We start from the raw sequence: 21,159 nt of genomic DNA on the forward strand, positions 1-21,159 counted from the left end.
TCTTGCTAGCAGTATTAAGGTAAATTTAATTGCTGTAAAGCTGCAACACGTTGTTCAATGCTTGGGTGAGTTTGGAATAACGCTGCCAAGCTAAAACCTTCTTCTTTACCTGCAGAAATCGCAAAAGCTTTCATTTCTTTTGGCATTGCATCAGGCATTTCAGATTCTGCCTGTAAACGTAATAATGCAGAAATCATGGCTTGCTTACCTGCCAAACGTGCACCTGCTTCATCGGCACGGTATTCACGTTGACGCGAGAACCACATCACGATTGAAGAGGCCAAAATACCAAATACGATATCCAGTACAATGGTAATTGCAAAATAAGCCAAGCCAGGTGCTTCGCCGTCTTCACGACCAAATACGTTACGGTCAATGAAGTCACCTGCAACACGGGCAAAGAACATGACGAATGCGTTGACCACACCTTGAATGAGTGCCAAGGTCACCATGTCGCCATTGGCAACGTGACCAATTTCGTGTGCCAAAACTGCTCGTAATTCATCTTTGTTCATACGCTCAAGCAGCCCTGTAGATACAGCCACTAAAGCATCGTTTTTATTCCAACCTGTTGCAAAAGCATTCGATTGGTAAGAAGGGAAAATACCCACTTCTGGCATTTTGATACCAGCACGTTGCGACAACTGCGCGACTTCATTTAATAACCACGCTTCAGCTTGGTTACGAGGTGCATTCGGGTCAATTAATTCAGTCCCAGTTGTTTTTTTCGCCATCCATTTAGACATGAATAGTGAAATTAAAGAGCCAACCATACCAAAGACAAAACAGATGACCAACAGGTTGCCTAGGTTTAAGCCACCCGCGCCATGGTAACTACCGACACCGAAGAGTGACAAAATTATGCCAGCTACAACCAGTACCGCGAGGTTGGTTAGCAAGAACAAACCAATCCGCATCATTGAGTAAATCCTCTTATATTAAAAATGTAATCTGATTTATTAATAAACCATGCCGTAAATATGCGGTGTATGTATTAAAAATTCAAGAAAAAATAATAAAACTGTACTAAAAATATTTTGCGCTGATACTGCAATTGGCATTTCAAAAAGGCTTGCGTTGCCGCAAGCTCAAATGAAGTGCTGCAGCTTTTATTCTGAAATAAAAATACGTGCCGAAGCCGTGGCATTCCCTGTCGCGTATGAACCTGCAGGTGCATCGGTAAAGCGACCATCGGCGGCCATAATAATTTGACGTTGTGGGCGTTTGTTTGCCGCCACTTGATGATTACTGGCAGTGTAATTGTCTGACTGCGCAATCACTTGTGCATTTTGACTCTGAGTATTGCTATTGTTATTTGCCGTAATCGCATTGTTATTAGCACTTGCACTAACACCGTTGGCATACAGGTTGCTATAACGACTGGTCACACGACGTACATAGTCCTGAGTTTCACGAAAAGGTGGTACACCGCCGTATTTTGCAACATTGCCTTCGCCCGCGTTATAACCCGCCAAAGCTAAAGTGGTGTTGCCATTAAAGCGTTTGAGTAACCAAGCCAAGTATTTTGCACCCGCCATAATGTTTTCATGCGGGTCATAAGCGTTGCTGACATTAAAACGTCGTGCTGTCGCAGGCATGAGCTGCATTAGACCTTGTGCACCGACAGGCGAGCGGGCGTTGACATTAAAACCTGATTCGGTATGCATCACTGCTTTAATTAGACCTTCTGAAACACCGTGTTGTTGTGCTGCTTGCTGAATAATGTGGTCAAAGGCGTTTTTATTGCGGCTATAACTTGGCAATACCGACGCTTCGGAATTGCCCCAGTTGCGATAACTGTGAATATTGCTGTCTGGATAATATGTGACTTTTACTTTTGTCAGTGAACGATCTGCACTTTTGCGGTTAGTCAGCAAGGTACTGCCATTGCTGTCCTTATACATATAAATTTGACCTGCGTGCGTTGTCGTTGCCAAAGGCATGATGCTGGCAGTCCCCAAAATATACAGTAAAAAGGCATTAATTTTATTGTTCATGCTGTGAATACACTAAAAGCTGTCCCCAAACAGTTAATAGGAGTTTAACAAAAATCTCACAGATGAAAAGGCTTTGTACAAATTCATTTACAGTAGTGTCGAAAAAAATCAAGCTTAATTGCTGACAGAGTAATCAAAAAAAATATTTATTTTTTTTTAATTGGATCAGCTTGACACACTTAAGTGTATGATTTTAAATTAAAATAAAATCGATCAAAAAGTAATCAATTTAAAGAGAAGCCTTAGAATAACGGCAAGAGGCGTTGTCAAGTTGTTTTAAATCCACAAAGTTATCCACAGCTTTTGTGGAAAACTGTGGAAAAGTCCAAAAGATAAGCATCTTGGCGAAAAAGTGAACCTGAGGGTTCAAACTTGCCGCAGAAAAAACGATCTGCGCAGACAAAAATAAAGTGTGCAAACAGAAATGAACGCGCAGTCAGAAATTAAGTTCTCTGACGAAAAGGAAGATTGCGATGAAATTACATTCTTTTGATGCGGGATTGGTCTGAATCGGCTAAAATTGCGCGGTAATTTTTTTCATGGGTTAATCGCGTCTATGTTCTCACCAGTTGAGTCCGATCAAGGCTTTAATTTCAAACCAGAACTTCCAACCAGCTCTGCGTATTATCGTTTGTTGAAAAAGCTGCGTCGTCAAGTCGGGCATGCGATTCGTGACTTCAACATGATTGAAGATGGCGATAAAGTCATGGTGTGTATTTCTGGTGGTAAAGACAGTTATACCTTGCTGGACATTATGTTGCAGTTCAAGCGCATCGCACCCATCAATTTTGATGTGGTGGCTGTGAACTTAGACCAAAAGCAACCGGGCTTCCCTGAAGATGTATTGCCGCGTTATTTAGAAGAAAATAACATCCCATATTACATTTTAGAAAAAGACACCTATAGCATCACCAAGCGTTTAACGCCTGAAGGTAAAACATACTGTGCAGTGTGTTCGCGTTTACGTCGTGGTTCTTTGTATGGCTTTGCGCAGGAAATAGGGGCAACCAAAGTGGCGCTTGGGCATCACCGTGATGATATTTTGGCGACTTTTTTCTTAAACTTGTTCCATGGCGGTAGCTTAAAAGCCATGCCACCGAAGTTGTTGTCATCAGACAAGAAAAATATGCTGATTCGTCCACTGGCTTATGTGGAAGAAAAAGACATCATTAAATATGCAGAAATGCGTAAATTCCCAATTATTCCGTGTAACTTGTGTGGTTCACAGGAAAACTTACAGCGTGCCATTATTAACGACATGTTACGTGAGTGGGATAAAGCACATCCTAAGCGTTTGCACAGTATTTTTGGCGCATTACAGAATGTATCGCCATCGCAGTTGGCAGACCGTGAATTATTCGACTTTGAAGCGTTAGACAGCCAACGCGTATTTGATTTTGCCGATCAGGCCGAACAAAACGCAGCAGAGCAAAACAAACGCATCAATATGGTCAATTTAGGCTACGCTGCAGACTAAGCGATAACAGCCTGTCAATCCCTTTAAAATGTAATCAACACCAAGCCAGAGCTTGGTGTTTTTTTATGAATTTGATTTATTTGAGAAAGTCGTCATTTCGACTAAAAATACAAAAACTGAACGTCCCGTACAAAATTTCTTAGCCTTTCACGAAAGGTTCATGCTATAACAATCAGCAAGCAAAACAGCTTAATAATGATGGTGTCTGGATAGACAACACACATGCACAAATATATTGAGGAAAAATCATGCCTGCTTTTTTAACTGATGATTGGTTTGCAACTGTAGAAAATTTAACGGCTCAAGCTGGTGATTTAAACCTACCTCCAGCACTTGCAAATCTGGCAATTAACTTAGTGGTGACTGATGCTGCAGGCAACACAGAATTGTCTTTAGATGGCGGTAAAATCCAAAAAGGTTTGGCGGACAACGCAAAAACAACATTAAATATGGATGCGGAAACTTTACGTAAAGTATTCCTAGAGTTTGACATGGCGGCTGCTATGCAAGCCTTTATGACAGGTAAAATCAAAGTACAGGGCGATATGTCACAATTAATGGCATTACAAACTGCAAAACCAAGCCAAGAACAAAAAGACTTATTTAAGAAGATTCTTGAGCAATCTGCTTAATTCAAGCGATTTACGCTGTAGCAGGCGAATTTCCCGCTATAGTACAAAAAAGCCTAGCTGAAGTATCAACTAGGCTTTTTTATGCACTGCAGCTTTAACAGCGCATTATTCATGTTTGAATTGCAGCTGATATACACTGCAACTCAATCACGCGAGGTAAATTTTAGATATTCACCAATTGCGGTGTGGTCTTAATATGCTCAAGGTAGGCGCGAATACGAGTCACATATTGCACTGCTTGACGATAACGACCGTTGCTCGCTTTGTTACGGTCTAAATACGCATATAGGTTAACCCAATTGTTCGGGTTTTTGCCTTGTGAGCGAATACGCTTCTGAATTTGACTGACTGCACCAGGACCCATGTTATAAGCGACTAGGGCATACCAGTTACGATCAGGAAATGGAATATGCTCATAACGGCTCAGCATTTGGTCATAATACTTAGCACCACCCTGAATACTTTGTGCAGGATCGGTACGGTTGCTTACGCCCATCGCTTTGGCTGTATTATTGGTCAGCATCATAATACCGCGAACACCTGTTGGCGAAACCGAGTTGGGTTTGAGGTAAGATTCCTGATAACCAATTGCCGCCAAAAGATGCCAGTCTAAATCGTACTGCGTGGCAGTCTTTTTAAAGTTGGCCTTATATAAAGGTAAACGATTACGCAAATCCCGCTGGATTACATCCCACGATTCTTGTTTGACCACATTACGATTATAAAATGAAGCCAATTGGGTAATTGAGCCGTTTTGCTTGCCACGACAAACAAAGTTGCTTGCGGTTTGGCTAAGAGGATCATCTGCGTGTTTAAACACCCAGTTCAGCTCACTATTTAAACCATTACGCTTTAAAGTATTTAAATCGCCACAACTGGCAGAAAATGCCGTGAGTTGCTGCTTTTCGATGCTTTGGATACTCGACGTGGTCATGGCAAAGTTCGCTTTACCAGAAGACACCCATTTTAAAGCGGTCGCATTGTCGCTTACCGTTTTAAATTCGAGTTTCACATTCATGCTGTCGGCATAGTTACGCACAAGGTCATAACCAAAGCCATGTAAATGTTGTCCATCTTTAAACACTGTGGTTGGATTTTCCACAGACACAACGGTCAATTTGTTCTGATTGACGACGCTGTCAAATTGATGAACGGCTTTGCCTGCGTTAATACTGTGGAATGGGAGAAGAACAGTACTGAAAGCGAGGACTTTGAATGGGAGGCGATTAAAAAATGAGTGAAGGCTAAGCCTAGACCCAGACGTTGAACTACTGTGCATGTTGGCTCCGCTACAAGTAATTTATGCCCTAAAAAGCAAAGGCAACACACCTTAAACTTTTTCAAGTTTGATAAATTCAATAAGGGTTGGGCAGTCATGACGTCATTCAAAATGACTTGGGATTAAAGGGAAAATGTGTAAAATTTATACACAGGTTAAAAAGTGATCAAAACTAAAAGATGTGCGAATAATAAAGATGAAAATTTTGGATGTCAAATTTTGTACATAAATTTTTTGAAAAATGTAACATAAGATATTCATTTCATTGAGAAATAAATTTTATAAATTTTTATTGTGTATAAAAATGCAATAAAATATAGGATTGATGTTAACCAAATGTAAAAAATCGGCTGCAAAAACACCATGAAATCTAACTTAATTACACGTTCTGGACACGATAAACTCGTGGCAGAGTTACAGCATTTGTGGCATGAAGAACGCCCTGAAATCACCAAAAAAGTAAACTGGGCGGCAAGTCTCGGCGATCGCTCTGAAAACGCAGATTACCAATATAACAAACAGCTTTTGCGTAAAATTGACCGTCGGGTACGTTATTTGGGCAAGCGTTTAGAAGAGCTGCGTATTGTCGATTTTGCACCAGAACAAGAGGGTAAAGTATATTTTGGCGCATGGGTCGAAATTGAAAATGAACAAGGCGAGCAAAAGACCTTGAGAATTGTGGGCGTGGATGAAATTTATGATCATCATCCACAACATATTTCGATTGATTCACCTATGGCTAGAGCTTTGTTGTCTAAACAGGTAGATGATGAGGTGGAAGTGCAGACGCCGTTAGGCAAAAAGAGCTGGTTTATTAATTCGATACGCTATGAAAAGCCTGAAATTGCAGAAAATGACTGATTTTTGATTTTATTTTGAACATTTGGATCATAATTTTTAGAAAATATTTGCCAAGCTGAATTTTTCTTTATATGATAGCCGCCATTGGAAGCGTGGCAGAGCGGTTTAATGCACCGGTCTTGAAAACCGACGAGGGTGTGAGTCCTCCGTGAGTTCGAATCTCACCGCTTCCGCCAAATATCAATGACTTAGCCCTGACATACTCAGGGCTTTGTTGTATTTGGGGTTTATGCAAGGTAAGCCCGTAGTAAGCATAATAAAAACTTGGTTTGAGTTTAAATTATTGTTCAAGACTAAATACAATCTCAAATTGGATACCATCCCAAATAGTTAATTCACCGATCCAATTGGTTTTTGCATTAAATCTTTTAGGGTATTGGCTGCCATCTTTGCCATCTAAAATATTTTGAAAATCCGAGCTTTTATCGAGCATAGCTATAATAGGTCTAATTTTTAATTTTTCTTCTAATGCAAGATCAAGGTTTTTCTTAAATTCATTACGTCCATTACCAGACCATCTATCAATACGGTCACGATAAACCTGTTTTCTTTCAGTTGGATGTTTAGATAATAAAGGTTTATGACCCCATAAACTAACAATTAGCTCATTATTAGAGCTAATTGAAGATACTGACCAGTTCGGATTTTTAAGATCAGCATCAAATTTTTTAAACTCAGAAACGATACCCACAATAATACTCATATTCAAATTAATCCTTATTTAAGATATGCTGAACGGCATAAATTACAAGTATTTAAGGTTAATAAATGTCTGATACTCCGACTGTTTGGGGTGTACACATGGGCGTACATGTTGGAACTGAGCCAGTTGAAAAAAATTACATTGGAGTTGGCTGGTCAGAGTTAGGTGATTTAAGTCAGATTGATGCTGATAGGGAAGCCTTTAAATTTGCTTTGCAAGCAAAGCAACCTGATTCTTCAATGCCTTCTATCCGAACTCAGGTAGCCACAATTTACAGATTTATGCATGTGGTAAAAACAGGAGATTATGTGGTATACCCATGCAAATCGGATAGATTGGTCTATATTGGTATTATTAGTGGAGATTATGAGAGAGCTAATTCTGAAGACGAAGATGCTTATTTAAATCGTCGTCCTGTAACATGGCTAACACCTAATGGAGTCCCACGTAACAATTTTTCTCAAGTAGCGTTATATGAAATTGGTGCTTACATTACGTTGTTTGAAATTAAGAAAACAGCAGGTGATTTTTTAAATGCTGTAGGTATTGAATACCAAGCTACAATAAATAAAGACCCAATAGTTGAGTTACAAGAGCAAGAATTAGAACAAGAAGAAATACCCGATGATGAAACAGTAACTAAAGTAATTAATGAAACAGCAAAATATTCAACTGAAGATTTTATTATTCGCAGATTACATCAACATTTAAACGGTTATCAGTTTGAAGAATTTGTCGCTCATTTGCTTGAATGCATGGGGTATGTTGCTAGGGTTACTCAGAGGTCGGGTGATGGCGGTGTTGATGTTATTGCTCACAAGGATACACTTGGCTTCGAACCCCCTATTATTAAGGTTCAATGTAAAAAAACTTTAACATCTAATGGCTTACCTGAAATAAATCAACTTTTAGGTACTCTTGAAGATGGCGAATATGCTTTATTTGTTAATCTTGGAAGTTATAGTAATCAAGCAAAGAGTAAAGCTACGAATAAATCACGGTTAAGACTTATTGATGGTAAAGAGATTGTAGAGTTAATTTATCGTTATTATGAAGATTTTAAACCACAATATAGAGCTTTAATCCCTTTAAAGCAGGTTTTTATTCCTGATATTGGTGACTAATTCCTGGTATCGTCAGGATTTGTTGCCTAAACATTCAGAAGCCGAATTTTCCGAAATCCATTCAAATTTAAGTAACAACTCGGATATGTGGTCTGTCTAAGTCCGTAAATTTATTTAATGTAGTCATACGTACATGAATCTTAAAAGAAAATTCTACTTTTAGATTATTTTATTTTAGGGGGATTACGATCTTCCAATAATTTGATGCAATTTAGCTAAAACTTCCTTTTAACAAAAAACCAGTGAATTTTACAATTCACTGGTTTTTGAAATGACATTATGTAGAGCGCATGGGCCGATGTACTACCCAAGCGGCATAAAGCAATTAATTAATCGAATCATCCAAGTTTGGAGCTAACCAACGCTTCGCTTCATCTAAACTCCAGCCTTTACGCTGTGCGTAATCTTCAAGCTGATCTAACGAGATTTTACCTGCGTTAAAGTACTTAGAAGCAGGGTTGGCATAGTAGAAGCCACTCACAGATGAAGGCGGCCACATCGCAAAGCTGCTGGTCAGCTGTGTGCCAATCTTTTCAGTCGAACCTAACCAGTTAAACAGTGTGGCTTTTTCAGAGTGCTCAGGGCACGCAGGATAGCCCGGTGCAGGACGAATCCCTACATATTTCTCTTTAATCAGCTCTTCATTGCTTAGCTGCTCATTCGGCTGATAGCCCCAGAATTCTTTACGAATACGCTCATGCAAATGCTCTGCAAATGCTTCTGCAAAACGGTCACCCAAAGACTGCACCAAAATGGCAGAATAATCATCCCCTTTGGCTTTAAACTCATTGGCCATTTCCTCCGCACCAAAAATCGACACGGTAAAGCCGCCCAAGTAATCTTGCCCTTGCTCTGCAGTTGCAACAAAGTCTGCCAAAGACAAGTTTGGTTTGCCTGTGACTTTGTCAGACTGTTGGCGAATATGATGGAAGGTGTGCGTTACTTGATTACGTGCTGCATCATATACTTGTACTGAATCTGCCGCAGAACGGTTGGCAGGGTAAATCCCAAAGACTGCACGTGCATCAAAGCGATTATTTGCAATAATATCTTTGAGCATGGCTTGCGCTTGGTTATATAAGTCGGTTGCAGCTTCGCCCACCATGTCATCTTCCAAAATTTTCGGGAATTTGCCCGCCAAACTCCAAGAAATAAAGAATGGTGTCCAATCAAAGTATGGCAACAAGGTCTCAAGTGGATAATTAGTCAGCACTTGAGTCCCAATTAAGTTTGGTACTGCGGGCGTATAGTTGTCCCAATCAATTTTCAAACCATTGTCGATGGCTTCTGCATACGACAATTTCGCAGCTTTCGGTTGCTTGTTGGCAATACGTTCACGAATTTTAGCGTATTCCGCACGGTGCTCTGCAACAAAAGCAGGTTTCATTTCAGGAGAGAGTAAGGTTGTCGCAACACCAACGGCACGCGAAGCGTCGGCAACGTAAATGACAGCATCGTTTGAGAACTGTGGATCAATTTTAACTGCAGTATGTGCTTTAGATGTGGTTGCGCCACCAATCAACAATGGAATGTTAAAGCCTTTACGCTGCATTTCTTTGGCAACAAAAACCATTTCATCTAAAGATGGGGTAATCAGACCAGACAAGCCAATGATATCGACTTTTTCGTCAATGGCAGTTTGCAGGATTTTTTCTGCAGGTACCATCACACCGAGATCGACAATATCGTATCCATTACAGCCCAAGACTACGCCCACAATATTTTTACCAATGTCGTGAACGTCACCTTTTACCGTTGCCATCAAGACTTTACCTTTAGACTGACCTTCGGTTTTTTCAGCTTCGATGTACGGGTTGAGCCATGCAACGGCTTGTTTCATCACACGGGCAGATTTCACCACTTGTGGCAGGAACATTTTACCTGCACCAAACAAGTCACCGACCACGTTCATGCCATCCATCAACGGGCCTTCAATCACATCTAATGGACGTTTGGCTTTCAGGCGCGCTTCTTCGGTGTCTTCATTAATAAAGGTGGTGATGCCTTTAACTAAAGCGTACTCAAGACGTTTTTCGACAGATTCACTACGCCATTCTAAGTTTTCTTCGGCTTTTTGTGCGCCTGATTGACCACGATATTTTTCTGCCACTTCTAGCAGTTTTTCTGTGGCATCCTGACCGCTTTCACCTTGGTTCTGGTTCAGAATAACGGCTTCAACTGCTTCTTTCAGTTCTTTCGGGATGTCATCGTAAATTGCCAACTGACCTGCGTTGACAATCCCCATGGTCATGCCTTGCTGAATAGCGTGATATAGGAATACCGCGTGAATGGCTTCACGTACAGGTTCGTTACCACGGAATGAGAAAGATACGTTCGATACACCGCCTGAAATCATGGCATGCGGCAGGTTTTGTTTAATCCAGCCTGTGGCTTCAATAAAATCGACTGCGTAGTTGTTGTGTTCTTCAATACCAGTAGCAACTGCAAACACGTTCGGGTCAAAAATAATGTCTTCGGCAGGGAAGCCAACATCATTGACCAACACATCATAAGAGCGTTTACAAATTTCACGTTTACGTGCTGCTGTGTCGGCTTGTCCCACTTCGTCAAAAGCCATCACAATAACGGCTGCACCGTATTGGCGGCAGAGGCGGGCTTTTTCGACAAACTCATCATATCCTTCTTTTAAGGAAATGGAGTTAACAACAGCTTTACCTTGTACGCATTTTAAGCCGGCTTCAATGATTTCCCATTTAGATGAGTCAATCATGATGGGTACGCGAGAAATATCAGGCTCAGATGCCACCAAATTCAGGAAGTGCACCATCGCACCTTCTGAATCGAGCATGCCTTCATCCATGTTGATGTCGATGATTTGTGCGCCACTTTCAACTTGCTGACGTGCGACATCCAAAGCTTCGGCAAAGTTTTCTTCACGAATTAAACGTAGGAATTTTTTAGAGCCTGTGACGTTGGTACGCTCACCCACGTTCACAAATAATGAGTCGTCATAAATGTTAAATGGTTCTAAACCACTTAAACGGCAAGCAGGTTTAATTTCTGGAATTTTACGTGGTGGAATGTCTTTTACTGCATTGTAAATTGCACGAATGTGGTCAGGCGTTGTACCACAACAACCACCTGTAATATTGATGAGACCACTTTCTGCAAATTCTTTTAAGAAGGCTGCAGTTTGTTCAGGGGTTTCATCATAACCACCAAAGGCATTTGGCAAGCCTGCGTTCGGGTGAGCTGAAACAAATACATCGGCCACGTCTGAAACAGTTTTGACGTGTGGACGCATGGCATCTGCGCCCAAAGCACAGTTAAAACCAATTGAAAGTAAATCGCCATGACGTACCGAGTTCCAGAAAGCTTCTGCAGTTTGACCCGTTAAGGTACGTCCTGAAGCATCGGTAATGGTACCTGAAATCATCAACGGCAATTCACGCCCGAGCTGTTTAAACACTTCTTTGACCGCAAAAATCGCAGCTTTACAGTTTAAGGTGTCAAATACAGTTTCAATGAGCAGGATATCTGCACCACCTTCAATTAAGGCATGCGCAGCTTCAATATAGTTTTCTTTGAGTGCATCAAAGCTAATGTTACGAAATGCAGGGTCGTTTACATTTGGTGAAATTGAACAGGTACGCGATGTTGGCCCAAGTACACCTGCCACAAAACGTGGTTTGTCTGGTGTTGAATATTTTTCACAGGCAGCTTTGGCTAAACGCGCTGCTTCGCGGTTAATTTCTGGAACCAAATCTTCCATGTGATAGTCAGACATAGAAACGCGTGTGCCGTTAAAGCTGTTGGTTTCAATAATGTCTGCACCCGCATCTAAGTAGGCTTCGTGAATACCCTGAATAATGTGCGGTTGGGTCAGTACCAATAAATCATTGTTGCCTTTGAGGTCATGTGCCCAATCTGCAAAACGCTCACCACGATAATCGGCTTCTTCCAATTGATGGCGTTGAATCATAGTACCCATAGCACCATCGATAATTAAAATTCTTTGGGCAAGAAGCGCTTTCAGGGTGGTAAGCGTGGACATAAAAAACCCTTTATGACTGAATCCGAAATGAGCGCTATTTTAGCAGAGTTCGCACGGCTTTCGTGCACTTGAAGCGACCAGAGAGAGTGGAAGTCGTAAAAATAGTGCATAAAGCAGTATTTTTAGGATTTTGCTGTAGCTTTTGAACCTAAATAAAAGTTGTGATGAGGAACATTCTAATTTTGATTTTACTTTGATGCGTCATCGCTTTGTCATATTGCTCAGGCAAAATTGGCTCACGGTGAATTTTGTCTGACACTTTAGGCAAATATGACAAAGGTGTAACAATCTAAATTTGAGAGAATGGCATAAGAAAAGTAGGTTTATTTATTCTAAGTGTTTAAATTTAAAAGTTAATTTTAATTTTATGCACAAAAAATACAGCTTAAAGTGTGAAAATAAAGTATGAAAGTTGCTTTATATAACAGCTCTTTGTCATATAATTGTCACAATTTAATTGAACAATAAGGGGATTTTAAATCCTCTTTTCTGCTTGCATGAATTCTAATCCAACTCCTGTAGATTCAGCACACAAGTCGACCACTAAATCGACCAATGTTCATGTGCCTACACCGAAATTTTTTATGCCGGTGTTTTTAACGATCATCGTTTCTACCCTTATTTATATTGGTTTCCAATTGTCTGCGGACTTATCCCACGTGCCTGCGCTAAGCATGTACTCGGTGATTTTATTGGCGACCGCTTTATTCATTGCCTTAGGCTTTGAATTTGTGAATGGTTTCCACGACACAGCTAACGCAGTGGCAACGGTTATTTATACCAATGCCCTGTCTGCACCTGTGGCAGTAATGTGGGCGGGTTTCTGTAACTTCCTTGGGGTGATGGTCGCCAGTGGCGCAGTTGCCTACGGTATTATTGCCTTACTTCCAGTCGAATTGATTATGAATGTCGGTTCAGGCGCAGGCTTTGCCATGGTTTTTGCCATGTTGATTGCCGCGATTGTCTGGAACTTAGGAACGTGGTTTTTCGGTATTCCTGCTTCAAGTTCGCACACTTTAATCGGTTCGATTTTAGGTGTGGGGATTATGAACTACTTGCTGAACTCAGGTGCGGGTGCAAGTGGCGTAGACATGGAACAAGTCATGAAAGTGGGCAAGGCTTTATTGTTCTCGCCACTGATTGGTTTTGCCTTTGCTGCGATTTTGTTCTTCTTGGTGAAAAAAATCTTCAAGAAACAAATGGAGTTGTTCCAGCCACCTGAAGGCAATAAGCCACCACCACCACTGATTCGTGCCATTCTAATTTTTACTTGTACTGGGGTAAGTTTTGCGCATGGTTCAAACGATGGTCAAAAGGGCATGGGTTTAATCATGTTGATTTTGATCGGGATTGTGCCGTTGGCGTACTCGTTAAATAAAGAGTTAGGCCAAAACCACATTCAATCGTTCCAGCAGCTTTCAACGCAAACGGCTGATGTGATTTATCCACAACATGCCGATATGCCAGATGAAAAAGCGCGTCAGATTATTACTAGTTATATTCAGACCAAAGAAATTACTCCTGAAGTCGTGCCTGCTTTGGCAAGCTTAACGGACCATTTGGGTGAGCGTGTGGGTCAATATGGCAACTTGAAAGATGTGCCTGAAGCTGAAGTAGCAGAAATGCGTAATGATATGTATTTAAGCACGACTTCATTCAAGCGTTTAGACAAAGCCAATGCCTTGCCTGAAATGTCGGAAGAACAGAAAAAAGTGGTTAAAAGCTACCGCAGCCATTTAGATTCATTCTTACAATACATTCCAACTTGGGTCAAAGTTGCCGTTGCCTTAGCACTAGGCTTGGGTACGATGGTCGGCTGGAAACGTATTGTGGTGACTGTTGGTGAACGTATCGGTAAGCAGCACATGACTTATGGTCAAGGTATGTCTGCCGAGCTTGTGGCAATGTCAACTATTGCTGCTGCAGATGGTTTGGGGATGCCAGTTTCAACTACACACGTACTGAACAGTGCGGTGGCAGGTACCATGGTGGCAAATAAATCGGGTCTGAATTTCCAAATGGTGCGTACAATTCTTTCGGCTTGGATTTTCACTTTACCTGCGACAATTTGTTTATCGGGTAGCTTGTTCTGGTTGTTCTTAAAAGTGTTTTAATCCATTCTCAACTTTTTTGAGTGGTTGAAAAAAGCGCTGTGATGATACAGCGCTTTTTTTATACCTGCAGATCAGTCTAGAGAAATATTTGCAGGCAAGTTTTTGAATAGATAGATTAGCGGTTTACATTACTTTTTAAATTTTTGGATGACTTTGTCCAGCGGTAATTTATCTGCAGCAAAGCCATAGAGCGCAGCGAAAGGTAGGGCCGTTCGTGCCAAATACGCCACGCGCCACAATCCACCATGGTTCGCACCTTCCATCATCAATTCGAGCGGATGCTCAAGTTTCACTTCAGGATTGGCTGCCGAGTTTGGATTGCGTAAGTCATGAATCCACAATGCCGCCATAATCGCATTGGTGGTTTCAGGGCTAAATGCTTCAACATCAAACAAACTTGCGCCACTAAATGCTGCTTTGAGTAATGGATTTTTGGTCACAGAGTGTGTGGTGGTCGAAGGTGCAATATTGATGCTGACATGCTGTCCTTGATGACGCGCTAAAATTGCACGCCATTGCTGGATGCGTTTTGCTAAAGCATAGTTTGGCCCTTGTTCAACCACCAAACAGTCGGCAATACCATAATGTTGACCATTGTCTGAAGCAATTAAATTATGCAGATTCTTTTGGAAGAAATGACTGCGTGAAATGGTTTCAATACTTTTGGTGAGTAGCTTTTGCCCTTGTGAACGCTGCTGAAACTTCTCTGCCGATGCGCTAATCACTTCTTCAGGAACGGCATAAACATCGGTTGGGGTACACATAAACATAAGGCTGCTATCAGCTTTGTGTTCGCTGACATATTGCATAATGGCATCCATCGCCATCGCAACACGCACGTGTTTTTCACCATCCAAATAAGCAATGGCTGCTAAATCTAGCGTTTCAGGTTTTTGGGCTAACCAATGTGCAATTTCTGGGGTTTGCGTGAGCAGATTTGCACCCAATTGCTCTGTTAAAACGTCAAATGGAGTATCTGCCGCGAGTTGTGTTGTACTTGGTGCGTATAAGGTAGCATTGCCTTGTTGCACAGTGCTTAAAATTTTATTCCACACACGGCTGTTTGGTAAATCGACTGCAATAATATTGGCTTTCCATTTGGCTAACCATGTGAGTGGCCCTGCTTCTGAAGCTGCACCAAATAGCACCATGTTACGGTCAGACAAATCAAACCATTCAGGATGCGCGATTGCAGCATTTAACGCTTCGGCATGACTTGGTTCAATAATGCCTGCTGCTAGCCAAATTGCAATTTGATCTAGTAGAGCTTGACCTTGTAACTTTTGCCCACGATACGGCACATACCATTCGGGTGCTGCTTGGCTGCTGCCTTGTAATTTAAAGGTATGTAAAGTTTCAGTAGGCAAGAGCATGACATCTTTCAGCACATATTTTTGCTCATGACGATAAAACTCAAAACTTTGATGAGCTTTTCTTAAACCATCTTCTGCAATTTGAATTGCGTTAGCTTGTTCACGAATACCATTGGTCACGAGGGCTTTAAAGTATTTTGGATAGTGTTTACGCCAGTTTTTTTCTGCCAAAGCATCGACTGAGCTTTGATGATCGACTGTGGCTAAGGCTTCGGCAATAATTTGTTTGCCCGTGCTTGAGGTGCTGGGTTTATGATTTTCTGGATGAATTGGAAACTGTAAGCCATCGTAAGAAGTGGACATGCAAAAACTCGCAAACTAAATTGAAATTAATATACAGATGTATACATTATCTATGCCAAGTTGCGATATGGGGTAGCAAAAACTACCAAAATTGAGTGAAATTTGAATAAAAAAACCTTCACGAAGTGTAAAGGTTTTTAATGTGAATGAAATGTTGTTGAGATTTAAAGGTTAGTGTTTAAATGTCTAGGTTCGAATCATAAATGAGTCTGATGCTGTATCAACAATGTTTTATTCACTCAGACCAACAGCTTAACAACGTCCTTTTTTCGCCTGACCTGGAGGACAAAAATCACCATCACCATGCGGATGTTGGTGTGGATAATAGCCTTTCGGGTAGATCGTGCGGTCAGGATCAATCACCACACTGCCTTCAGGGGTATGTACGGCACAGGCGCTTAATCCTAGACTGAGTAACAGGGCGCTTAGAAGTGCAAACTTTTTCATGGCTGACTCCTGATTGCTTGATAGTTTTAGTCTTTATATTCTTAGTATAAGTGCTTGTCGAGTAACTGCATGTTATTTGTTGTGTGCTTTATGCTGTATTGGATCATTCAGATGCTTTCATCAATCAAAAATACTTATCAGCAGTTCATAAAATGACGATTGAAAGTCGTTTTTCCCAATGAGAGAGGCTGAAGATGAGAGGCAATAAATGATGGTGTTAAGCGGATTTATGAAAGCAGTCTATTGACGGATTTGAAAATTCTTTAAAGTAGCAACGACTCAGTGGTAGATGTACCGAGTCGTTATAGTTTCAAAAGTTAAAACGGCAGTTGCGCCAGTTTATTCAGGAAGTGAGGCAAGATGCGTGGTTCAATTAAAATAGTCACAATCACACCATAGGCCGCACCCCATAAATGCGCACTGTGATTAATATTGGAATTGCCGCGTTTACCCGACCAAATGCTATACGCTACATACAGTATTGCAAAAATAATGGCAGGCACTGGAATAAAGAACACGAAAATCAACTTCCACGGCTCAAACAAAATATAGGCAAACAACACCGCAGATACAGCACCAGATGCGCCTAAGCTGGCCCAACGATGGTCATTTTTATGCTTTAAATAACTTGGAATAATCGCGGCGATTAAACCACCCAAATAGAATAAAACAAAGCCTAAATCATAGACGTATTGGCGATAAAAACTTTCAATAATGCTGCCAAAGAAAAACAGGGTAATCATATTGAACAGCAAATGCGCACCATCGGCATGCACAAAACCATGGGTAATGAAGCGGTCATATTGACCACGTTGCATAGCAGGCGGCCAAAAAATCAGACGATTCATTAATTCTTGTTTGGAAAACGCCAACATAGACACAATGACCGTAATAATGATAATGGTCACGGTATGATTAAAAGGTAAATCGAGCATAAACGCCTATTCTTTTACTTGAATTCTGCTGTAATAATGCATCAAAACTGAGTTTGAGTCGAACTTTAGGAATAAATCCGACAATTTTGGTTGATTTTTTTTTATTCCCCCGCATCTTCAGTTAAAATAGCCACTTCAGCTTGAGGAAATTATTGTTATGTCGACTGAGAACAGCAGCACAGCAGTTGTAGATGAAATTCCAAACTTATTGATTACGCCAACTGCTCAAGAGTATTTGAAGGATTTATTGGCAAAGCAAAATACACCGGGTATTGGTGTGCGTGTTTTTGTGGAAAATCCTGGTACACCGCGTGCTGAATGTTGCATGGCTTATAGTGCGCCCGATGAAGTTGTACCTACAGACTACAAACAGGAATATCCAGACTTTCCTGCATTTATTGATACGCCGTCTATTCCGTATTTATTGGATGCCGTAATTGACTACAACAAAGACCGTTTTGGTGGTCAATTGACTTTCCGTGCACCGAACTCAAAAGTGCCACGCGTAGGCCCAGATGCTTCAGTAGAAGAACGCATTACTTATGTTTTACAGTCTGAAATTAACCCAGGTTTAGCAGGGCATGGTGGTAACTGTGCTTTGGTTGAAGTGGTTGAAGATGAAGAACACGGCTTAACTGCAGTATTGAAATTTGGTGGCGGTTGCCAAGGATGTTCAGCGATTGATGTGACTTTAAAGCAAGGTGTTGAAACAACCTTGAAACAACACGTACCTGAATTGATGCGTGTGGTGGATCAGACTGACCACAGTCAATCTGAAGGTGCTTATTTTAAATAAGTTTTAATCTGGCTAAAAATAACCTCCTAAATTTTTAGGAGGTTATTTTTTATCTGAAATCGCCAGTAGACTCTAATTATTTGTTTGTAAATTTAAAATTTGTTGTGCTGCTTCAGAATAATAAAATTTCTCTAAATAATGACGTGCACGTTGTTTTAAATAGCCTTCAGCAATCATTTTCTGAATGACTGGATTTAATAATTGTTGTAATTGTTGCTGGACTAGCGCTTCATCAATATTTAAGTCGTGCAATAGCAAATCAAAAGGGCGCGCTTGATTACGTACATACCACGCATGCACCCCATCATGCACTTGCTGTCTCAAATACTCACTTTGGCGCAAGTGATCCCAAATTTCATGTCCTAAATTGACAGTTTGAGATAGGTCTTGCACTTCAATATAATTTTTTAAAACAGAAAGCGGTAAGTCTTTAATTTTGTGCCATAAATTCGCTTGGAAGTGATACAGTTTTTCATCATCAAAATGTTGATTGAGCACCGACTCGCTCATTTGAGTCAGTTTCTGCACATTTTTTTTCAAATAATGCTGAATGGTCTGGTCTAAATTGGTATCGGTAACGCTTTCCAAAACCGATTTACCCATTTTCATAAAGCGTGATACACCAGGCACGCTTTTGGCGATCACCGAATTATCCATATAATCTTGAATGGAATGTTGAATGAGTTGGGTAATCATGGCGGCAAAGGCAGGATTATTCACCACGGTTTTAATTAAACGCTGACGATGTCCACTTTTACTTGCAACATATTGTGCAATTTTGTCGATGGTTAGCACAGGTATCACGTCGGCAATTTTACTGCTGTCATTAACAGGGTGTACCAGTGCAAAACGAATATGCTCGGCAATTTGTTCCACTAAAAAAGAACTGGCAGGTGTATTTAAAATTTGTTGTTGAATCAGTTGATGAATGGCTTCCGATGTCCATAGATCTTGTAAAGTTTGTTTGCGAAACCATTGGTAAAACTGCACAAACTCAGTTTGTATCGTTTCACTTTGGTTAAATTCTTGATCTAAAAAATCAAGCTGAGCGTCAATCAGTTGCTCAATGATGGGATGTTTCTGCATAAAGGTTTTATATAATAATTAATTTAGAGGAATCAGTTTATCAGCAAGGGGATTTTTTAGGTTCTGTGTTTTAGACAGAAACGGCAAATAATATTGTGCGACTTGTTTTTCGGCTTCCAATAAAGGCATGTGTCCAACATTATTGAGAATCACGGGTTTTTCGGCGCGTTTGAGTAAAGACTGTAACTCATTCGCCACTTCAACATTTATAATGCGATCTTGTTTACCCCACAAAATCAGGGTTGGTGCTTCAATTGATCCTGCTAAACGTGCAAATGAGTCAGGAGTATAAATGCGGTTGAGTTTGACAATTTGCTCAATTGCTTTACGGGTTTGTTCCGAGCGTGAAATTAGGGCTTCTTCTTGCGCATGTTGAATTTGTGAGGTGATAGCAGGCGGGTTTTGCATGATTTGTTTAGCAATGTTGGCTAAATCACCATGTTTGCTCACAATTAAGTCATTTAAAGATAATGGGTTTTTGGTGTAAGGCGTATTGGCAAGTTTATATATTCCTGCACTATTGAGTAAAAATAAACTTTGCGTATCAAAGGGGTATTGCGAGGCATACAATGTTGCAATTGGGCCGCCTAAAGAATGTCCTGCCACATGTAAGTTTTCTTCACAGTCAATTGCTTCAATAAATTGACGCAGTTGTGAAGTTACGTTCGGTACTGAATTATCAAAATTGCTTGGTGTTTTGGTGTCACCGCTATTGGGTAAATCTGGAATAATCACATGATAATCTGGGGTTAAAAATTGCGCGACACGGTTCCAATTATCACGTGTGCCTGCCAAACCATGAATCAATAAAATTGTGGGTTTGCTGTGCGAGCCACCTTCGTTATAGCTCCAGACGACATCTCCAACACGAATGCTTTTAGAGCTTAGTCCTGCTTGTTTGCGCTGTTGCTGAAAATGATTTTGTAATAGTTTAAGTTCAGTTGCGTTGCTGTTACTGGCGTTATTGTTTTTTGTGAAGGTATATGGATTGGGCGCAGCGCTTTGCACAAGGCAAGATGTACTTAGTCCCAAAGCCAATAAAGTCGTATGTAGATAACGTGATCGAATAAATTTCATCATGAAAACGTCTTCCCCTGACGAACCCAAAACAGGCTCCAATAATGATAGGCACTAGCTCTTAGGTCTAATTGCACAAGTGTATTCTGTCTATTGTAGGCGTTTAAAAATGAAAGTCATCCCTTGCTTTTTTGATCAAAGCTTTGAAATTGGTAGAAAATGTGACCTATCTCAATAAAAAGTGAAAAAATTTATAACAAAAATGAATAAAGAAAAGCGCAGCTGCATATTTTTTTGCAAGTGACATTCATAAAAACTGGCTTTAGAATATCGCAACTTCAAAGATCGGTGGTAAATCAAGAATGCTAACAGCTCAAGAAGCTTTAGAACGTCTTAAACAAGGAAACCAACGTTTTGTTTCTGGTGATACCAGACATCCGAAGCAATTGTCGCACCAACAGCGTGCAGAAATGGCAGAAGACCAAAATCCATTTGCCATTATTTTAGGATGTTCAGATTCACGTGTTCCTGCAGAAATGGTATTTGACCAAGGATTGGGTGATCTTTTTGTAATTCGTGTTGCGGGCAATGTGGTTGCGCCATCACAGGTAGGTAGTGTTGAATTTGCGGCAGAGCGTTATGACTGTGCTGTGGTTGTTGTCTTAGGACACAGTCACTGTGGTGCAATTCAAGCGACAATTGATACTTTAATGTGCCCAGACTGTCCACCATCGGCAAATTTAATGTCGATTGTGAACCGTGTTCGCCCTTCAGTTGAAACCTTAATGCAGACTGAACTGAAAAATGATTTGGCGAAATTGTCTAAGCATGCAGTACGTTCCAATGTATTTGCATCGGTAAATCAATTGCGTCATGGTTCAGCAGTTTTAGAAAACCTGATTGAACAAGGTCAGTTGAAAGTAGTCGGTGCAGAATATTCACTGGAAACAGGTGAAGTGGTTTTTTTTGATTTTTAATCCGAACCGCACAGCAATTAGAT

At 40.7% G+C, this 21,159-nt stretch carries 17 protein-coding genes and 1 tRNA gene; 8 read left to right on the forward strand and 10 right to left on the reverse strand.

Features of this window, described 5'->3' with window-relative positions; genetic code table 11:
• Nucleotides 1-14: 14 nt before the first annotated feature.
• Both htpX and J4G44_RS06145 read right to left on the reverse strand, forming a co-directional pair.
• Complete coding sequence (htpX, locus tag J4G44_RS06140; RefSeq protein WP_004972117.1) at nucleotides 15-920, reverse strand: protease HtpX; 906 nt, start codon at nucleotides 918-920, stop codon at nucleotides 15-17.
• Between the two features lie 189 nt (nucleotides 921-1,109).
• Complete coding sequence (locus J4G44_RS06145; protein ID WP_096900985.1) at nucleotides 1,110-1,997, reverse strand: lytic transglycosylase domain-containing protein; 888 nt, start codon at nucleotides 1,995-1,997, stop codon at nucleotides 1,110-1,112.
• Nucleotides 1,998-2,553: 556 nt separating this feature from the next.
• Between J4G44_RS06145 and ttcA the strand changes: the two genes are divergently transcribed.
• Together ttcA and J4G44_RS06155 are read left to right on the forward strand one after the other, a co-directional pair.
• Nucleotides 2,554-3,474 carry a tRNA 2-thiocytidine(32) synthetase TtcA gene (gene ttcA / locus J4G44_RS06150; RefSeq protein WP_104853169.1) on the forward strand — a complete coding sequence of 307 codons (921 nt, stop codon included), beginning with the start codon at nucleotides 2,554-2,556 and terminating at the stop codon, nucleotides 3,472-3,474.
• Between the two features lie 248 nt (nucleotides 3,475-3,722).
• On the forward strand, nucleotides 3,723-4,106 hold the full coding sequence (locus J4G44_RS06155; RefSeq protein WP_004972111.1) for an SCP2 sterol-binding domain-containing protein: 384 nt from the start codon (nucleotides 3,723-3,725) through the stop codon (nucleotides 4,104-4,106).
• Between the two features lie 163 nt (nucleotides 4,107-4,269).
• Here the strand turns inward: J4G44_RS06155 and J4G44_RS06160 are convergent, their stop codons facing one another.
• The gene (locus J4G44_RS06160) at nucleotides 4,270-5,385 is read right to left on the reverse strand and encodes an MltF family protein (RefSeq protein ID WP_004972108.1); all 1,116 of its coding nucleotides are present in this window, start codon (nucleotides 5,383-5,385) and stop codon (nucleotides 4,270-4,272) included.
• 363 nt (nucleotides 5,386-5,748) lie between these two features.
• On the opposite strand from J4G44_RS06160, the gene greB reads away from it, so the two are divergent.
• The gene (gene greB / locus J4G44_RS06165; protein WP_004972106.1) at nucleotides 5,749-6,246 is read left to right on the forward strand and encodes a transcription elongation factor GreB; all 498 of its coding nucleotides are present in this window, start codon (nucleotides 5,749-5,751) and stop codon (nucleotides 6,244-6,246) included.
• An 86-nt stretch (nucleotides 6,247-6,332) separates the two neighbouring features.
• Nucleotides 6,333-6,422, forward strand: a tRNA-Ser gene (locus J4G44_RS06170).
• 104 nt (nucleotides 6,423-6,526) lie between these two features.
• Here the strand turns inward: J4G44_RS06170 and J4G44_RS06175 are convergent.
• Nucleotides 6,527-6,949, reverse strand: coding sequence for a hypothetical protein (locus tag J4G44_RS06175; protein ID WP_179988560.1), 423 nt, complete (start codon nucleotides 6,947-6,949; stop codon nucleotides 6,527-6,529).
• 65 nt (nucleotides 6,950-7,014) lie between these two features.
• Between J4G44_RS06175 and J4G44_RS06180 the strand changes: the two genes are divergently transcribed.
• Nucleotides 7,015-8,073 (forward strand): restriction endonuclease, encoded by a 1,059-nt coding sequence (locus tag J4G44_RS06180; protein ID WP_228291708.1) that lies wholly within the window; start codon nucleotides 7,015-7,017, stop codon nucleotides 8,071-8,073.
• A gap of 325 nt (nucleotides 8,074-8,398) precedes the next feature.
• Here the strand turns inward: J4G44_RS06180 and metH are convergent, their stop codons facing one another.
• The gene (metH, locus tag J4G44_RS06185) at nucleotides 8,399-12,088 is read right to left on the reverse strand and encodes a methionine synthase (protein WP_207973935.1); all 3,690 of its coding nucleotides are present in this window, start codon (nucleotides 12,086-12,088) and stop codon (nucleotides 8,399-8,401) included.
• Between the two features lie 497 nt (nucleotides 12,089-12,585).
• Between metH and J4G44_RS06190 the strand changes: the two genes are divergently transcribed.
• Nucleotides 12,586-14,202 carry an inorganic phosphate transporter gene (locus J4G44_RS06190; RefSeq protein ID WP_167845859.1) on the forward strand — a complete coding sequence of 539 codons (1,617 nt, stop codon included), beginning with the start codon at nucleotides 12,586-12,588 and terminating at the stop codon, nucleotides 14,200-14,202.
• A gap of 128 nt (nucleotides 14,203-14,330) precedes the next feature.
• On the opposite strand, the gene J4G44_RS06195 is transcribed toward J4G44_RS06190, so the two are convergent.
• The 3 genes from J4G44_RS06195 to J4G44_RS06205 form a co-directional block, all read right to left on the reverse strand.
• Entirely contained in the window at nucleotides 14,331-15,878 is a 1,548-nt protein-coding gene (locus tag J4G44_RS06195; RefSeq protein ID WP_179991132.1) for a hypothetical protein, read from the reverse strand.
• Between the two features lie 252 nt (nucleotides 15,879-16,130).
• On the reverse strand, nucleotides 16,131-16,325 hold the full coding sequence (locus J4G44_RS06200) for a hypothetical protein (RefSeq protein ID WP_004972042.1): 195 nt from the start codon (nucleotides 16,323-16,325) through the stop codon (nucleotides 16,131-16,133).
• Nucleotides 16,326-16,642: 317 nt separating this feature from the next.
• Nucleotides 16,643-17,260, reverse strand: a complete 618-nt coding sequence (locus J4G44_RS06205; RefSeq protein ID WP_004972041.1) for a rhomboid family intramembrane serine protease — start codon at nucleotides 17,258-17,260, stop codon at nucleotides 16,643-16,645.
• Between the two features lie 157 nt (nucleotides 17,261-17,417).
• Here J4G44_RS06205 and nfuA point away from each other — a divergent pair, with 157 nt between their 5' ends.
• A complete protein-coding gene (nfuA, locus tag J4G44_RS06210; RefSeq protein ID WP_096900978.1) occupies nucleotides 17,418-18,056 on the forward strand; it encodes a Fe-S biogenesis protein NfuA in 639 nt (212 codons plus the stop codon).
• Nucleotides 18,057-18,128: 72 nt separating this feature from the next.
• Here the strand turns inward: nfuA and J4G44_RS06215 are convergent, their stop codons facing one another.
• Both J4G44_RS06215 and J4G44_RS06220 read right to left on the reverse strand, forming a co-directional pair.
• Complete coding sequence (locus tag J4G44_RS06215; protein WP_207973520.1) at nucleotides 18,129-19,142, reverse strand: hypothetical protein; 1,014 nt, start codon at nucleotides 19,140-19,142, stop codon at nucleotides 18,129-18,131.
• Nucleotides 19,143-19,160: 18 nt separating this feature from the next.
• Nucleotides 19,161-20,222 (reverse strand): alpha/beta fold hydrolase, encoded by a 1,062-nt coding sequence (locus J4G44_RS06220; protein ID WP_207973521.1) that lies wholly within the window; start codon nucleotides 20,220-20,222, stop codon nucleotides 19,161-19,163.
• Between the two features lie 299 nt (nucleotides 20,223-20,521).
• On the opposite strand from J4G44_RS06220, the gene J4G44_RS06225 reads away from it, so the two are divergent.
• Entirely contained in the window at nucleotides 20,522-21,136 is a 615-nt protein-coding gene (locus J4G44_RS06225; protein WP_004972031.1) for a carbonic anhydrase, read from the forward strand.
• Nucleotides 21,137-21,159 lie beyond the last annotated feature (23 nt).

Origin of the sequence: Acinetobacter towneri (assembly GCF_017498585.1) — a bacterium.
Lineage (GTDB): Bacteria > Pseudomonadota > Gammaproteobacteria > Pseudomonadales > Moraxellaceae > Acinetobacter > Acinetobacter towneri.

What these genes read in the sequence shown, in the direction of transcription:
- J4G44_RS06215 (WP_207973520.1), bottom strand. Translation starts at nt 19,142, where the DNA reads ATGCAGAAACATCCCATCATTGAGCAACTGATTGACGCTCAGCTTGAT.
- J4G44_RS06175 (WP_179988560.1), bottom strand. Translation starts at nt 6,949, where the DNA reads ATGAGTATTATTGTGGGTATCGTTTCTGAGTTTAAAAAATTTGATGCT.
- J4G44_RS06160 (WP_004972108.1), bottom strand. Translation starts at nt 5,385, where the DNA reads ATGCACAGTAGTTCAACGTCTGGGTCTAGGCTTAGCCTTCACTCATTT.
- J4G44_RS06155 (WP_004972111.1), top strand. Translation starts at nt 3,723, where the DNA reads ATGCCTGCTTTTTTAACTGATGATTGGTTTGCAACTGTAGAAAATTTA.
- greB (WP_004972106.1), top strand. Translation starts at nt 5,749, where the DNA reads ATGAAATCTAACTTAATTACACGTTCTGGACACGATAAACTCGTGGCA.
- ttcA (WP_104853169.1), top strand. Translation starts at nt 2,554, where the DNA reads ATGTTCTCACCAGTTGAGTCCGATCAAGGCTTTAATTTCAAACCAGAA.
- J4G44_RS06190 (WP_167845859.1), top strand. Translation starts at nt 12,586, where the DNA reads ATGAATTCTAATCCAACTCCTGTAGATTCAGCACACAAGTCGACCACT.
- J4G44_RS06200 (WP_004972042.1), bottom strand. Translation starts at nt 16,325, where the DNA reads ATGAAAAAGTTTGCACTTCTAAGCGCCCTGTTACTCAGTCTAGGATTA.
- J4G44_RS06220 (WP_207973521.1), bottom strand. Translation starts at nt 20,222, where the DNA reads ATGATGAAATTTATTCGATCACGTTATCTACATACGACTTTATTGGCT.
- htpX (WP_004972117.1), bottom strand. Translation starts at nt 920, where the DNA reads ATGATGCGGATTGGTTTGTTCTTGCTAACCAACCTCGCGGTACTGGTT.
- J4G44_RS06195 (WP_179991132.1), bottom strand. Translation starts at nt 15,878, where the DNA reads ATGTCCACTTCTTACGATGGCTTACAGTTTCCAATTCATCCAGAAAAT.
- nfuA (WP_096900978.1), top strand. Translation starts at nt 17,418, where the DNA reads ATGTCGACTGAGAACAGCAGCACAGCAGTTGTAGATGAAATTCCAAAC.
- J4G44_RS06205 (WP_004972041.1), bottom strand. Translation starts at nt 17,260, where the DNA reads ATGCTCGATTTACCTTTTAATCATACCGTGACCATTATCATTATTACG.
- metH (WP_207973935.1), bottom strand. Translation starts at nt 12,088, where the DNA reads ATGTCCACGCTTACCACCCTGAAAGCGCTTCTTGCCCAAAGAATTTTA.
- J4G44_RS06225 (WP_004972031.1), top strand. Translation starts at nt 20,522, where the DNA reads ATGCTAACAGCTCAAGAAGCTTTAGAACGTCTTAAACAAGGAAACCAA.
- J4G44_RS06145 (WP_096900985.1), bottom strand. Translation starts at nt 1,997, where the DNA reads ATGAACAATAAAATTAATGCCTTTTTACTGTATATTTTGGGGACTGCC.
- J4G44_RS06180 (WP_228291708.1), top strand. Translation starts at nt 7,015, where the DNA reads ATGTCTGATACTCCGACTGTTTGGGGTGTACACATGGGCGTACATGTT.